This window comes from Bordetella genomosp. 9, assembly GCF_002261425.1.
In the GTDB taxonomy this organism is placed as follows: domain Bacteria; phylum Pseudomonadota; class Gammaproteobacteria; order Burkholderiales; family Burkholderiaceae_B; genus Bordetella_C.
Genome location: NZ_NEVJ01000002.1, coordinates 343,225 through 356,948, shown reverse-complemented (window position 1 = coordinate 356,948; position 13,724 = coordinate 343,225). Strand labels below are relative to the sequence as shown.

At 67.7% G+C, this 13,724-nt stretch carries 11 protein-coding genes; 4 read left to right on the top strand and 7 right to left on the bottom strand.

The window, feature by feature from the left end:
* Nucleotides 1-9 precede the first annotated feature (9 nt).
* The 6 genes from CAL26_RS07610 to CAL26_RS07585 form a co-directional block, all read right to left on the bottom strand.
* The gene (locus tag CAL26_RS07610; RefSeq protein WP_094846322.1) at nt 10-1,755 is read right to left on the bottom strand and encodes an ABC transporter ATP-binding protein; all 1,746 of its coding nucleotides are present in this window, start codon (nt 1,753-1,755) and stop codon (nt 10-12) included.
* Nucleotides 1,752-3,278: an ABC transporter permease gene (locus tag CAL26_RS07605; RefSeq protein WP_094846321.1), complete on the bottom strand. Its 1,527-nt coding sequence runs from the start codon at nt 3,276-3,278 to the stop codon at nt 1,752-1,754. The genes CAL26_RS07610 and CAL26_RS07605 overlap by 4 nt, the downstream gene beginning before the upstream one ends.
* Nucleotides 3,279-3,283: 5 nt before the next feature.
* Nucleotides 3,284-4,261 (bottom strand): ABC transporter permease, encoded by a 978-nt coding sequence (locus CAL26_RS07600; RefSeq protein ID WP_094846320.1) that lies wholly within the window; start codon nt 4,259-4,261, stop codon nt 3,284-3,286.
* Nucleotides 4,258-6,495, bottom strand: a complete 2,238-nt coding sequence (locus CAL26_RS07595; protein ID WP_094846319.1) for an ABC transporter substrate-binding protein — start codon at nt 6,493-6,495, stop codon at nt 4,258-4,260. Before CAL26_RS07595 ends, CAL26_RS07600 begins: the two co-directional genes overlap by 4 nt.
* A gap of 147 nt (nt 6,496-6,642) precedes the next feature.
* The gene (locus CAL26_RS07590; protein WP_094846318.1) at nt 6,643-7,233 is read right to left on the bottom strand and encodes a thermonuclease family protein; all 591 of its coding nucleotides are present in this window, start codon (nt 7,231-7,233) and stop codon (nt 6,643-6,645) included.
* 44 nt (nt 7,234-7,277) lie between these two features.
* Complete coding sequence (locus CAL26_RS07585) at nt 7,278-8,345, bottom strand: magnesium and cobalt transport protein CorA (protein ID WP_094846317.1); 1,068 nt, start codon at nt 8,343-8,345, stop codon at nt 7,278-7,280.
* 155 nt (nt 8,346-8,500) lie between these two features.
* On the opposite strand from CAL26_RS07585, the gene CAL26_RS07580 reads away from it, so the two are divergent.
* Together CAL26_RS07580 and CAL26_RS07575 are read left to right on the top strand one after the other, a co-directional pair.
* On the top strand, nt 8,501-9,424 hold the full coding sequence (locus tag CAL26_RS07580) for a DUF72 domain-containing protein (protein ID WP_094846316.1): 924 nt from the start codon (nt 8,501-8,503) through the stop codon (nt 9,422-9,424).
* A 146-nt stretch (nt 9,425-9,570) separates the two neighbouring features.
* Nucleotides 9,571-9,804, top strand: coding sequence for a hypothetical protein (locus CAL26_RS07575; RefSeq protein ID WP_094846315.1), 234 nt, complete (start codon nt 9,571-9,573; stop codon nt 9,802-9,804).
* A 32-nt stretch (nt 9,805-9,836) separates the two neighbouring features.
* Here CAL26_RS07575 and CAL26_RS07570 read toward each other — a convergent pair whose 3' ends face one another.
* Nucleotides 9,837-11,957, bottom strand: a complete 2,121-nt coding sequence (locus CAL26_RS07570; protein ID WP_094846314.1) for an ATP-dependent helicase — start codon at nt 11,955-11,957, stop codon at nt 9,837-9,839.
* Between the two features lie 206 nt (nt 11,958-12,163).
* Between CAL26_RS07570 and CAL26_RS07565 the strand changes: the two genes are divergently transcribed.
* Both CAL26_RS07565 and CAL26_RS07560 read left to right on the top strand, forming a co-directional pair.
* Entirely contained in the window at nt 12,164-12,613 is a 450-nt protein-coding gene (locus tag CAL26_RS07565) for a PA2169 family four-helix-bundle protein (protein WP_094846313.1), read from the top strand.
* 132 nt (nt 12,614-12,745) lie between these two features.
* Nucleotides 12,746-13,699, top strand: a complete 954-nt coding sequence (locus tag CAL26_RS07560; RefSeq protein WP_094846312.1) for a DUF72 domain-containing protein — start codon at nt 12,746-12,748, stop codon at nt 13,697-13,699.
* The last annotated feature ends 25 nt before the right edge of the window (nt 13,700-13,724 follow it).

The window sequence follows — 13,724 nt, the reverse complement described above, 5'->3', positions numbered from 1 at the left end:
TGTCCCGCGCTACGTCGCCGCTTCGGGCGGCGTGGCGCCGAAGTGCAAGCGGGGCACGGCCGCCAGCAGGCGGCGCGTGACCTCGTGCCTGGGTTCACGCAGCACCGTGGCGGTATCGTCCAGCTCGACGATGCGGCCGCCGTGCATCACGGCGATGCGATCCGCCAGGTACTCGACCACGCTGAAGTTATGCGTGATGAACAGGTACGCGATGCCCAGCTCGCGCTGCAGGTCGCGCAGCAGGTCAAGGATCTGCGCCTGGATGGACACATCCAGCGCCGACGTCGGCTCATCGCAGATCAGCACCCTGGGTTCGACCGCCAGCGCCCTCGCGATGGCGATGCGCTGGCGCTGCCCGCCGGAAAACTCGTGCGGATAGCGCGTCGCGGTGTCCTCAGGCAGGCCGACGCGCGCCAGCAGCCTTCCGACGCGGTCGGCGCAGGCCTGGCGCGGCAGGTCGCGACGCAGCGCCATCACGCCTTCCAGCAGGATGTCGCCCACGCGCATACGCGGATTGAGCGACGCGAAAGGATCCTGGAAGACGATCTGGATATGTTCGCGCAGACGCGCCAGCGTACGCCCGCGCGCCCGCATCAGGTCCTGCCCGTCCAGCATGGCCTGGCCGCCGATATGCGCGCCTTCGATCAGGCGCAGCAGCGCCTTGCCGGTCGTGGTCTTGCCGCAACCGGATTCGCCCAGCAACGCGAGCGTCTCGCCGGCGCGCAGGCTGAAACTCAGGCCATCGACCGCCTTGATCCAGCCCTGGACGCGGCGTAGCGGTCCCTTGCGCACGGGGTAGTGCACGGACAGGTCGCGCACTTCAAGCACGACGTCGGCGGCGCCGTCCGTGGCCGGGGTGATCGTGGCCGCCGCCGCGGCGCCCGCGCCCTGCCCATGGGGTGCGACGGCTCCCTCGGCCCCCTCGGACCCGCCGGACCCGCCGGACAGAGGGCGGCCGCGCTTTTCGAATGCGGGGATGGCGTTGAACAACTGCTTCGCATACGGATGCTTGGGCGCGGTGAAAAACTGCTCCGCCGGCGCGCATTCGACGATCTCGCCAAACCGCATCAAGGCCACGTGCTGCGCCACGTTGCGCACCACCGCCAGGTCATGGGTGATCAGCAGCATCGCCATGCCCATGTCGCGCTGGATGCCCGCCAGCAGTTCCAGCACCTGCGCCTGCACCGTCACATCCAGCGCCGTGGTGGGCTCGTCGGCGATCAGCAGCAGCGGCTCGGCGGCCAGCGCGATGGCGATCATCACCCGCTGCTTCTGCCCACCGGAGAACTGCATGGGGTAATCGTCGATGCGCCGCTCGGGCTCCGGGATGCCGACGCGCCGCAGCCAATCGATGGCGCGGGCGCGCGCCGCCGCGCCGCGCAGCTCGGTATGCGCGATCAGCGTCTCGACGATCTGGTCGCCGACACGCATCACCGGATTCAGGCTGGTGGCGGGCTCCTGGAAGATGATGCCGATACGCCCGCCCCGCACACGCCGCATGGCGCTTTCCGGCAGGTGGTTCAGGTCCTCGCCGCCCAGCTCCACCTGACCGGCAACGATGCGGCCGGCATCCGGCAGCAGCCGCAACAGCGCCAGCGCCGTCATGCTCTTGCCGCTGCCCGACTCGCCGACCAGCGCGAAGGTTTCCCCGCGCGCGATGGCGAGTTCCAGCCGCTTGACGGCGACCGCGACGCCACGCTCGCCGGCGATCTCGACGCGCAGGTCCCGCACGCTCAACACGGTATCGGCGCTCATCGGCCATCTCCTTGCTGGCGCGTGACTTCACGGCCTTCCGCGCCGACCGGCGATATGGCGAACAAGCCGCCGGTGGGTGGCGGCGCCAGCACCGGCGTGCGGCGCGCCCTGAATTTGCGCGCGCGCGGATCGAAAGCCGCGCGCACGCCGTCGGCGAACAGGTTGGCCGACAGCACCAGCGCCAGCATGAACACGAAGGCCGTGAGCAGGTTCCACCAGATCATGGGATCCATCGACATTTCAAGCCGCGCCGAATTGATCATCGATCCGTAGGAATTCATGCTCGGGTCCACGCCGATTCCCAGATACGACAGCACCGCCTCGTACAGCACCAGGGAGGAGAACTCCAGCACCACCGTGATCAGCACGATATGCATGACGTTGGGCACCAGGTGGCGCCGCATGATGCCCCACTTCGACACGCCGAAGGCGCGCGCGGCCTGCACGTATTCGAGTTCACGCAGCTTCAGCACCTCGGCGCGCACCAGGCGGCACAGCCCCGCCCAGCCCGTCAGCCCCAGGATCAGGCACAGCAGGAACAGCCGCAGGTCCGCCCGTTCGGCCGAGGTCGGAAAGCGCGTGGGATTGTTGTCGATGTAGACCTGCATCATCAGCACGCAGGCCGCCACCAGCAGCACGCCCGGAATGGACGTCAGCGTGGTGTACAGATAGGTGATGGCGTCGTCGACCTTGCCCTTGAAATAACCGGCGGCGATACCGAAACCCAGCGCCGGCGGCAGCATGGACAGCGTCGTCAGGCTGCCGATCACCAGCGCGGTACGCACGCTCTTGATGGCCTGCCACAACACGTCGTTGCCGGTCCGGTCGGTGCCCAGCGGATGGTAGCCGGTGGCCAGGCCCGCCAGCAGCCCGCCCACCACGCACATGGCGCACAGCGTGACGTACATGGGCCGCCAGCGTACGTCCGTATCGCCGCGCCACAGGTCGCGCAGACCGGCGCGCCAGGAAGCGCGCCGGCGGCCCAGCGCCAGGCCGAGCACGCCCCCGATCGCCAGCGCCGCCGCCACGCCGACGGCCAGGCCGGCCCCCGCGCGCCAGGCGACGTCGGGCCAGCGTTCGGTGTCCGGATTCTTCAGGTGCGCCGCGCCCGCGCGCAGACGCGGAAAATCCCGCACGGGCTGGCCGTCCACCAACATGGTTTCCTTGGTGAACTGGCGCGCCGCCAGCGGCGCGGAATAGGTTTTCTCCGGGCGGGTCAACACCGTACCGGCCAGCAGCGTGTCCAGCAGCGATTTGGCCGACGGCGCATAGGCCACGGGCGCGCCGGCGGCGGCATCGGGCAGCGGCGGCAGGCGCGGCCGGTAATGCACGGAATCCAGCAGGCCCACGACGGCGAACACCGCCAGCACGGCCGCCGCGCACATGGCCGGACCGTCGTGCGCGACGCGCAGCCAGGTCGACCGCAGGGTCGGCGTACGCCGGACATGCCAGCCATACGCCAGCACCGCGACCACGATCAGGTACAGGGCGACATCGGTCCAGAGCAGAACGATCAAAGGCATGGCGCTTACTCGAAACGCACGCGGGGATCAGCCAGCGTGTAGGAGATATCGGCCAGGATCAGGCCGACGATGTACAACGCCGATCCCAGGAAAACCATGGCGCGCACGATGGAGAAATCCTGCGCGTTGATGGCGTCTATCGTGTAGCTGCCCAGGCCGGGAATGCCGAAGAACGATTCGGCGATCAGGCTGCCCATGAACAGCAGGGGCAGCGTCGCCACGGTGCCGGTCAGGATGGGCAGCAGGGCATTGCGCAGCACATGGCGGAACAGCACCGCCGTCTCGGTCAGTCCCTTGGCGCGCGCGGTGCGCACATAGTCCTTGCTGATCTCCTCCAGGAACAGGGTGCGGTAGAAACGCGCTTCCGGCCCCAGGCGCGACACCACCGCGACGGCCACCGGCAGCGCCAGGAACTTGACCGCGTCCAGGCCGCCCGCATAGCCGGAATACGGCACCAGGCTCAGTATCTTGGAAAACATCCATTGGCCCGCGATGATGTAGAAAAGTCCGGATATCGACAGCAGCACCACGCACAGCACCACGCCCCAGAAATCCAGCCGCGTCGCGCGGAAAAACACCAGCAGCAGCGAAAACGCGATACTCGCCCAAAGCCCGAGCACGAAGGTCGGCACCGCCAGCGCCAGGCTGGGCCACATGCGCGTGCGTATCTCGCGGCCGATGTCGCGGCCCGCGTCCGACGCGCCGAAGTCCATGCGCAGCAAGGGTACCGAGCGCTGGTAGAAGATGGTGTCGGTGAAGCGCGAGGCGCCGTCCGACGCCGTGTTGAGGAACAGCGGCTTGTCGTAGCCGCGTTCGGCCTTCCATTTCTCGATGGCGTCCTGGCTGACGCGCTGCCCGCCTATCGACAGCCGCGCCATGTCGTCCGGCGTGTTGACCGCGAAGAACAGCACGAAGGTGAACAGGTTCACCCCGATCAGGATCAGGATGCCGTACAGGAGACGGCGGATGATGTATGCGGTCATGTCGATTCCCCGGTGGAAGCGGCGCGATCGCCGAATGCCGTCTGCTTTTCGCGCCTGCGCATGGCGCGGTAGGAAGGCCATATCGCCAGCGCGATCAGCACGGCCAGCAGGCCCAGCGGCCACCAGATGGGCCGGTTCCATTCGTCTATCTTGCGCACCCGCAGCGCGGGATCGAGCTTCATGTACTGCAGGGTATTGCGCACCATCTGCGTCGGCTTGGCGTTGCCCACCCATTGCTGGTAGGCCCCGCCGGACATCGGGAAGTAGCCGAACATCCACGGCGCGTCGCGCTGCACGATGGCCACCATGCGGTCGATGATCGCCGCCTTCTCGGGCCCGTCGTCCAGGAATTTCATCTGGTCGAACAGCTTGTCGAACTCCGGATTTTCATAATTCGACGCGTTCTCGCCGCCCGACGACGCCTTCGCGTTAGGCCCGTACAACAGGAACAGGAAGTTCTCGGCGTCCGGATAATCCGCGTTCCAGCCCCACATGAACATCTGCGCCGTACCGCGCCGCATCTTGTCCTGGAATCGGCTGTAGTCGGTGGAGCGCACGTCCAGCTGGATGCCGAGCTTGTCCAGCTGGCGGCGTATCCAGTCGAACATCGGGCTGGCTCCCATGCCGGTCATGGCGTCGTAGTGCAGCACCAGCGGTTCACCCGTCACGGCGTCGCGGCCGCCCGGATAGCCGGCTTCGGCCAGCAGCTTCCTGGCCAGCTCGATGGACTTGCGGACGGGCTTGCCGTCCACCGTGTCGTAGACCACCGGATTGATGCCTTCGGGAGCAGCCTTGTAGCCCAGCACGCCGGGCGGCACGGGACCATAGGCCACCGCCGCCTGGCTGTTCTCGAAGATCGCGATGTACTCCTCCCAGTCGAACGCGATGCTGATCGCCTGCCGCAGCTTGCGGTTGCGCGCCTGCTTTTCCGGCGTATCGCCCTTGCCCACCACGGGGTCGTTCCAGTTGAAGCCCATGTACCAGTTCTGCGTTTCCACCGTGGTGGGCAGCTGGATGCCATGGTCGCGATAGCGCGCGGCCTTGTCGGGCGAATCGCCGGCGGCCACCAGCATGGCGACGCCGTATTCGCCGCGCTCGACCTGCGGTATGTCGTAATAGCCTTGCATGAACTTGCCGGTCAGCGGGGTGGATTCCTTTTCGATGCTGAACACCACCCGGTCGATGAAAGGCGTCGGCTTGCCGCAATCGGCCAGGCGCCCGGCGGCGCGGTCCGACGGCTCGCCATCGCAGGGATAGGGTTCGCCATGGAAGTTGGGATTGCGCGCCAGCACGTGGCGGCGGTTCTGCAGCGACTCCACCATCATGTAGGGCCCCGTGCCCACCGGCCACGTGTTCAAAGACAGGTTGCGCGTGGCCATGCCCGGCTGGCTGTAGAAGCGCTCGGCTTCCCAGGGCACCGGCGCGGTGAACGTCATCGCCAGCCAGTACTTGAACTGCGGATACTTGCCCTTGATGCGGATGCGCAGGGTATGCGGATCCGGCGCGGTCACGCCGTCGAAGCCGATCTGGCGCAGGTCCAGCCAGGGCAGGTCGCGCGCGTCCGGCGGCAGCTTGGCGCGCGCCTGCTGATCCAGCGCGCGGAGGTGGTCGCCATAGTCCTTCATGCCGATCACATAATCGGCCATCAGGGAATAGATGGGCGAGACGATGCGCGGACTGGCCAGCCGGCGGAAGGCATACACGTAGTCGTCGGCGGTGAGCTCGCGCGTGCCCGTCTGCGGGAAGTCGGGAATCGCCGACTTGTCGTCGAGTTCGCCGGGACGCAGCGGGAAATACGCGTAGCTGCCGTCCGCATTGCGCGCGAAGGCGGGATGCGGCTGGAAGCGGATGCCCGGACGGATGGGGATTTCGTAGACGCTTTCGGCAATGCTCTGGCCCGGCGCGTCCTGCGGCAGCACCTTGCCCTGGGCGTCCAGGTACGTGGGCACGTCGATGGCCGCGGCGGCGCGCGGGATCAGCTTGTAGGGCCTTGCCAGGTAGTCGTAGCCGTACAGCGTTTCATAGACGTTGTAGGTGAACGGCGTCTCGTCCACCGAATACGAGCTGGCCGGATCCAGGAATTTCGGCGAATTGCGGGTAAAGGCGGTGTAAAGCGTATTGTCCTTTTCCGCGCCGGACGGATAAGGACTGTTGATCGGGCTTTCCTGCCCGCAGCCCGCCAGTGCGGCGACGCAAAGCGCCGCCGTGACCCAAAGCCGCCTGATGCTCCCCATTTGCCCCGATCCCGCCGCAAGTCGATGTCGCGGCAAGGATAGCAAACTGGCCCTCGATATAGGACGGATTAACCGCCCGGGGATCGCCGCGGATCAGGAACCGGGGGTAATCCCTGGCCTGGCCCGGAAGTCCGCGATTTCAAGGCGTCAGGGCCGGGACGGGCCGGGGACCGCGCACTTGCGCTCGTTCCAGCACTGGAATCGCCATACCCAGGGCTCGATCGCGCCCGGCTGCGCCCACAGGCCCTTGCGCGCCTCGCGCGCCGCGCGCTCCGCGGCGGGCAGCGAGGCATCGCGCAGATATTCGCCATGGCGCGTGGTATTGGCCCAGGCGTACCCCGCGGCCACCTGTTTGCGATTGGCGGTTTCCCCATCGGCGGCCGGCAGGTCGCAGACGTCGCGGCCATAACGGTCCTGCTCGTAGCAGCGCGCCGTCAGCGTACGGCCCGCCACCAGGCTTTCCAGATGCTGCCGCGAAGCCTGCGCGAAGGGCTGGCCCGGCTTTTCCTTGCCATGGCCGGTTTCCGGCGCGTCGATGCTGGCCAGCCGGATCTTGTACTGGCGATTGTTGGCGCCCAGCAGGGTCACCGTATCGCCATCGGCGACGCGGACGATGCGGCCTTCCAGGGTGTAGGCCGTTTCGGTCTTCGCCGCCGGGCCGCGCGCCGCCGAGCAATACGCCACGCCCACGCTCGCCACCGCGGCAACCACGGCGATGATGGGCCGTGATACGCCCATGCGCCGCAACACCGTACCCAATCCCCGTACCGTCCGTCCTGCCTTTACAACCACCCTGCTCTCCGAAAACGCCAATACAACAACCCGCACGCCAGCCCTATTCCGGCCAGCGTGACGGGATACCCATATTCCCAGCTCAACTCGGGCATGTGCTGGAAGTTCATTCCGTAGATGCCCGCCACGGCCGTAGGCACCGCCAGGATGGCGGCCCACGACGCCAGGCGGCGGGTCGTATCGTTCTGCTGCGATTGCCCGATCATCAGGCTGGCCTCGAAAGCGAAGGCCAGGGCATCGCGCAGCGCCGCCACCAGTTCATCGATGCGCGTCACCCGGTCGGCCACTTCCGCGAAATACGGGCGGGCATGCTCGTCGATGGCGGTCATTTCCACCCGCGCCAGCCGCCGGCAGATTTCCGACATGGGCGCGATCGCGTTATGGATGCGCAGCAGGTCGCGCCGCTGCCGGTAGAGCCTGCGGATGTCCGTGTCCTTGGCGCCGCGGATCAGGAGTTTCTGTTCCGCGTTTTCCACCACGCCTTCCAGCTTCGTGACCGCCTGCACATAGCGGTCGACCAGGAAATCGAGCAGTTCCGAGGCGACATAGTCGCTGCCGCGCGCCAACAGCTCGGGCGCCGCTTCCAGGCGTTCGCGCAGCGCGCTGTAGGGCGCCGTGGATCCGCGCCGAACCGTGAAGAGAAAACCATCGCCGATGATCAGCTGCGTTTCGCCGAACAGCGGCCGGTCGCCGTCCACTTCCAGCGTCACCGCGACCACCAGCACGACATTGCCGTAATCGATGATCTTCGGGCGCTTGTGGGGCTCATGGATTTCTTCCATGGCCTTCGGCCCCAGCTGCAGTTCTTCGCCCACGCGCGTCAGCAGCTCGGGATGCGGATTCTTCACGCCCAGCCACAGCAGGCGCTCCGATTGCCCCACATAGGAATGGATCTGCTCGATGGGCACGGCGACGTCGCGCCGGCCTTTCACGTAGGAGATCGAAGCGACGACCTCGCCGTTGTATTCGGTGCCGGGCGTGGCCGCGCCCGTGGCCGGCGCCGCATCCGGACCGCCAGCGTCGCGAGGCGCGGAAGAGAGTGCTTCGGGATCCTGCATGGCAATTCCTTCATGGCTTTCGACACGTTCCGCGCCGTGTGGCCGCCGGTCCGTTTCGAGCAGCCGACGATGATAGCACCGGGGTGCATGGCGCCCAGGCACGGCATGGCGCTTGCAGCGGCCATGCCTGACATTCTCCCGTATGGAACCCACGCATGGCTGAACACAGGCACGTGCCTGGCCGCGCAAGCGGCGCCGTACGCATCGGCATCTCCGGCTGGCGTTATGCGCCGTGGCGCGGCCATTTCTATCCCGAGGGCCTGCCTCAGGACAGTGAGCTGGCCTATGCGTCGCGCAAGGTCTGCACCGTTGAAATCAACGGGACCTTCTACTCGCTGCAGAAGCCGGCGTTTTTCGAGCATTGGCGCGATGAGACGCCGGGCGGCTTCGTCTTCGCGGTGAAGGGCCCGCGGTACATCACGCACACCCTGCGACTGCGCAATCTGGACGAACCGCTGGCGAACTTCTTCGCGTCGGGCGTGCTGGCGTTGCGCGAGAAGCTGGGGCCGCTGCTGTGGCAGTTTCCCCCTACCCTGCAATGGGACGCCGGCCGCGTCGAACCTTTCCTGGACATGCTGCCGCGCGATACCGTCGCGGCGGCGCGCATGGCCGGCCGGCACGGCGCGCGACTGGACGGCCGCGACCTGACCGAGACCGACGCGCGGCGCCCGCTGCGCCACGCCGTGGAGGTCCGCCATCCCAGTTTCGCCTGCCCGCAATTCGTCGACGCGCTCAGGCGGCGCGGCATCGCGCTGGTGACGGCCGATACGGCCGGCAAGTGGCCCCTGCTGGAAGACGCCACGGCCGACTTCGCCTATATCCGCCTGCATGGCGACCAGGCACTGTACAGCAGCGGCTACAGCGCTCCCGCGATCGCCGACTGGGCACGCCGCATCGCGGCCTGGGCACGCGGCGCGACGCCGCGCGGGGCGCGGCTCGCGGGTCCGCGCACGTCGGCAACCGGGCCACGCGACGTCTATGGCTATTTCGACAATGACATGAAGGTGATGGCGCCCCGCGACGCCCGCGCCCTGATGAGCGCGCTGCGGCTGCCGATGGAGCCCGTGCCGGAGCGATAGCGCCGGCACGGAACGATAGCGCCGGCCCAAAGGCATGCGGTTTGCTGATGGGCAGGCGGTGGTGTCCGGGGACGAACCCGGCGCCGTTTCTCAACATAACGCGGTGGCCGGTGCGGGCCGGTCCACCACGCCGAAGGGAGAACGTCATGACGCAAGGAAATTCGAAACAGGGCCGCCAGGACAAGAACGGCAAGGATGCCGATCATTCCCACGACAAGGCGCCCACCTACCAGGAATCCCTGGACGAAGCCATCGAGGAAACCTTTCCCGCCAGCGATCCGATCTCGCCCAGCGTCGCGGAAAAGATGGACCGCAAGGTCTCCACGTCCAAGGATGACGTCGACTGGAAGGCCAAGCACGACAAGGACGCCAAGAAGTAAACGGATGAGCCGGCCGGCAGGCTCAGGCGGGCTCAGAACAGCTTGCGCAGCCTGGCGCCCACGTCCAGCTGGGCGACGGGTGCCGGCGCGGCCGCGCGCGACGCCGGAAGCTCCGGCAGCTTGGGCAGGAACTCGAACATCGACGCCATTCCGTCAGGAATGAAGCGCGTGCGCGAACCATACACGTGGCGATCCCCCATGCCCGTCTGCTGGTGCACGTAGAAGCGCTGGGGGACGATCAGGTGCAGGTCTTCCTTGGCGCGCGTCATCGCGACATACAGCAGGCGGCGCTCTTCCTCGATTTCTTCCGCCGAGCCGGTGGCCATGTCGGAAGGGATGCAGCCATCCACCACGTTCAGCACGTAGACCGACTTCCATTCCTGCCCCTTGGCGGAATGGATGGTCGACAGGATCATGTAGTCTTCGTCGCGCAGCGGCGCGCCGGATTCCGCGCTCGTCGCGTCGGGAGGATCCAGCGTCAGCTCCGTCAGGAAGCGTTCGCGCGACCCGTAGCCGGAGGCGATGCGCGCCAGCTGGTCCAGGTCCGACTTGCGCACGCGCGCATCCTCGTACAGGCGCTCCAGGTGCGGCGCGTACCAGCGCAGGGCGATGTCCAGGTCGGCCGGCCATGCCAGCGACGGGGCGCACAGGTCCTTGTACACCTGCGCGAATGCCTGCCAGTCCTCGCGCGCCGCGTTGCCGGGCTTGAATCCGTCGAGCGCCGTCAGCGGATCCGTGGCGGCGTCCATCGCGTCCAGCAGCTTGCCGGCGGTCGCGGGCCCGATGCCGGGCACGAGCTGCGCCACACGGAAACCCGACATCCGCCCGCGCGGATTCTGCGCCCATCGGAGCAGCGCCATCAGATCCTTGATATGCGCCGCTTCCAGGAAGCGCAGGCCGCCGAACTTGACGAAGGGAATATTGCGCCGCGTGAGTTCGAGCTCCACGGCCGCGCTGTGTCCTGAAGCCCGGAACAGCACCGCCTGCGACTTCAGCGTGGCGCCGGCTTCGCGCTGCGCCAGCACCTGGTCGGCCACCCAGCGGGCCTGGCCGGCTTCGTCGCTGACCGTGACCAGCTTGGGCAGGTTGGACGACTTGCGCTCCGTCCACAGCTGCTTGGCGTGCCGTTCGCGCGCCTGCGCGATGACGGCGTTGGAAGCGTCCAGGATGGGTTGGGTCGAACGATAGTTGCGCTCCAGCGTGACGACCTTCGCCCGCGGCCCGCCGGGGGCGGCGCCGAACTGCCCGGGAAAGTCCAGGATGTTGCGCACGGTGGCCGCGCGAAAGGAATAGATGGCCTGGGCATCGTCGCCGACCACCGTCAGGCCCTTGCCGTCCGGCTTCATCCCCAGCAGGATGGCGGCCTGCAGGCGGTTCGTATCCTGGTATTCGTCCACCATGACATGGTCGAAGCGCCCGCCGACGTCGGCGGCGATTTCGGGATGCGACATCATCTCCGACCAGTAGAGCAGCAGGTCGTCGTAATCCAGCACCTGCTGCGACTGCTTGGCCTCCACATAGGCGCGGAACAGGCGCTTGAGTTGCTCCTCCCATTGGGCGCACCACGGGTAGACGTCCTTGAGGATGCCGTCCAGGGGCGACTGGCTGTTCACCACGCGCGAATAGATCGACAGGCAGGTGCCTTTCAGGGGAAATCGCGATTCCGTCGAAGACAATCCGAGCTCGTGGCGCAGCATGCCCATCAGGTCTTCGGAATCGCCGCGATCGTGCACGGTGAAGGCCTCGGCCAGCCCGATGCGGGGGGCGAATTCGCGCAGCAGGCGCGCGCCGATGGCATGGAAAGTGCCCGCCCATGGCAGCGCGGGGGGCGTCATCCCCGCGCCTATGCCACCGTATTGGCCCTGCTGGCGCAGCACCTTCTGCAGGACCGCGCCGGCGCGCCGCTCCATTTCGATGGCGGCGCGGCGCGAGAACGTCAGCAGCAGGATGCGCTGCGGATCGGCGCCCTTCAGGATCAGATAGGCCACGCGGTGCGCCAGGGTGCTGGTCTTGCCGGAACCCGCGCCGGCGATGACCAGCAGCGGGCCGGCGCCCTCCGGCGAGGCACCGTATTCGGCGGCCTCGCGCTGGCTGGGGTTCAGATCCGCGAGCGGATCGGGCGCGGCGGCATTGGCGGCGGGACTCTCTGACATGGGGGACGACGGCGGCGGGACGGTAAGGATGGGCAAGCGCTGACCTGGGCAAGCTGACCTGGGCAGCGCGCTCGCCATGATACTGGATAAAACCTCAGTCCAGCCGCCCCGGCGTGGGCCCGCCCCCCCGGGTACGTCGTTTGCGATTGCGTCACCGTATGCGATGCCGCAGCGAGCGGCGCGCCGGTTCAACCAAGGAGATTGCCATGGCCGATCGTATCGTCAAAGTGCTGAACAACCTCATCGAAACCTGCAAGAACGGCGAGAAAGGCTTTCTTGCCGCGGCCGAGGACACCAAGGATGCGGAGCTGCGCGGCCTCTTCCAGAACCGCGCCACCGACTGCGCGTCCGGCGCCGCCGAACTGCAGGCCATCGTGGCGCGCCTGGGCGGCGAGCCGGAAACCAGCGGCAGCGTGGCCGGCGCCGTGCATCGCGGCTGGGTGCACCTGAAGGCCGCGGTCGCGGGCCGCACGGATGCGTCCATCCTGGAAGAGTGCGAACGCGGCGAAGACGTTGCCAAGCACGACTACACCGACGCCCTGCGCGAGCCCCTGCCGGAAGACATCCGGGCCGTGGTGCAGAAGCAATACGAAGGCGTGCTGCGCAACCACGACCAGGTGCGCGCGCTGCGTGACCGCTATCGCGCCAGCGCCTGAGCGCTGTTCCCCGCCTGCCCCATCGCCAGGGGCCACGGCGGCCACAGGGGGCCGGGCCGGTCTGCCCGGGCCGGCCCCCGCTCCCGCGAGCCCGACCCTGGGATAATGCACCGCGACCCCACGCGAGTGCCCATGTCCACCACGCTCCCCATCCAACCCCAGCACGCCGCGCCCGCGCCACCCATCCTGGTGGGCACCGCTTCCTGGACGGATCCGACGCTATTGGCGTCCGGCCGCTTCTATCCCGCCGGCACGTCCACCGCCGAAGCCCGCCTGCGCCATTACGCGACGCGCTTTCCCATCGTCGAAGTGGACTCCAGCTACTACGCCCTGCCATCGGCGCGCAACGCCCAGGCGTGGGCCACGCGTACCCCGGACGACTTCGTCATCAGCATCAAGGCGTTCCGCCTGTTCACCGGCCATCAGACGCCCTTGGCGGCGCTGGACGGCGATCTGCGCGACGCACTGCCCGAGCCCTCTCCAAACGCCGGCGGCGACGCCGTGTTCATCGGCCAATTGCCGCGCGACGTGGTGGAAGAGAGCTGGCGACGCTTCGTATTCGCGCTCGAGCCCTTGCGCATGTCCGGCAAACTGGGCACGGTGCATTTCCAGTTTCCGCGCTGGATCAAGCCGGATGCGCGCGGCCGCGCGCGGGTCGCCGATTGCGTCGCGCACCTGGAAGACCATATCGCATCGGTGGAGTTTCGCCATCGTGCCTGGTTCGAGGGCGCGGCGGCGGCCTCCACGCTGGATTTCCTGCGCGAGCTCGGCGCGGCGCACACCGTCGTCGACGCGCCGCAGGGCTTCCAGGACGCCGTTCCGCCCGTATGGGAAAACACCCGCGACGACCTCGCCCTGGTTCGCCTGCACGGGCGCAACGCGGCGGCGTGGACCGCGTCGGGCAATGCGTCGTCAGGCCGCTTCAACTACGAATACAGCACGGCCGAACTCGAGGAGCTGGCCCGTCGCGTGCGCGCCCTGGCCGAACGCGTGCGCAAGACCCACGTCATCCTCAATACCAATTTCGAAGACCAGGGGATGCGCAACGCCCAGGGCCTGATGACGGCGTTGCAAGCGGCGTTGTAGTCCCCGTAGTCCCCGTTCGCCGTAC

Coding starts and splice junctions, on each gene's coding strand:
- CAL26_RS07610 (WP_094846322.1), bottom strand. CDS start 1,755: ATGAGCGCCGATACCGTGTTGAGCGTGCGGGACCTGCGCGTCGAGATC.
- CAL26_RS07605 (WP_094846321.1), bottom strand. CDS start 3,278: ATGCCTTTGATCGTTCTGCTCTGGACCGATGTCGCCCTGTACCTGATC.
- CAL26_RS07600 (WP_094846320.1), bottom strand. CDS start 4,261: ATGACCGCATACATCATCCGCCGTCTCCTGTACGGCATCCTGATCCTG.
- CAL26_RS07595 (WP_094846319.1), bottom strand. CDS start 6,495: ATGGGGAGCATCAGGCGGCTTTGGGTCACGGCGGCGCTTTGCGTCGCC.
- CAL26_RS07590 (WP_094846318.1), bottom strand. CDS start 7,233: ATGGGCGTATCACGGCCCATCATCGCCGTGGTTGCCGCGGTGGCGAGC.
- CAL26_RS07585 (WP_094846317.1), bottom strand. CDS start 8,345: ATGCAGGATCCCGAAGCACTCTCTTCCGCGCCTCGCGACGCTGGCGGT.
- CAL26_RS07580 (WP_094846316.1), top strand. CDS start 8,501: ATGGCTGAACACAGGCACGTGCCTGGCCGCGCAAGCGGCGCCGTACGC.
- CAL26_RS07575 (WP_094846315.1), top strand. CDS start 9,571: ATGACGCAAGGAAATTCGAAACAGGGCCGCCAGGACAAGAACGGCAAG.
- CAL26_RS07570 (WP_094846314.1), bottom strand. CDS start 11,957: ATGTCAGAGAGTCCCGCCGCCAATGCCGCCGCGCCCGATCCGCTCGCG.
- CAL26_RS07565 (WP_094846313.1), top strand. CDS start 12,164: ATGGCCGATCGTATCGTCAAAGTGCTGAACAACCTCATCGAAACCTGC.
- CAL26_RS07560 (WP_094846312.1), top strand. CDS start 12,746: ATGTCCACCACGCTCCCCATCCAACCCCAGCACGCCGCGCCCGCGCCA.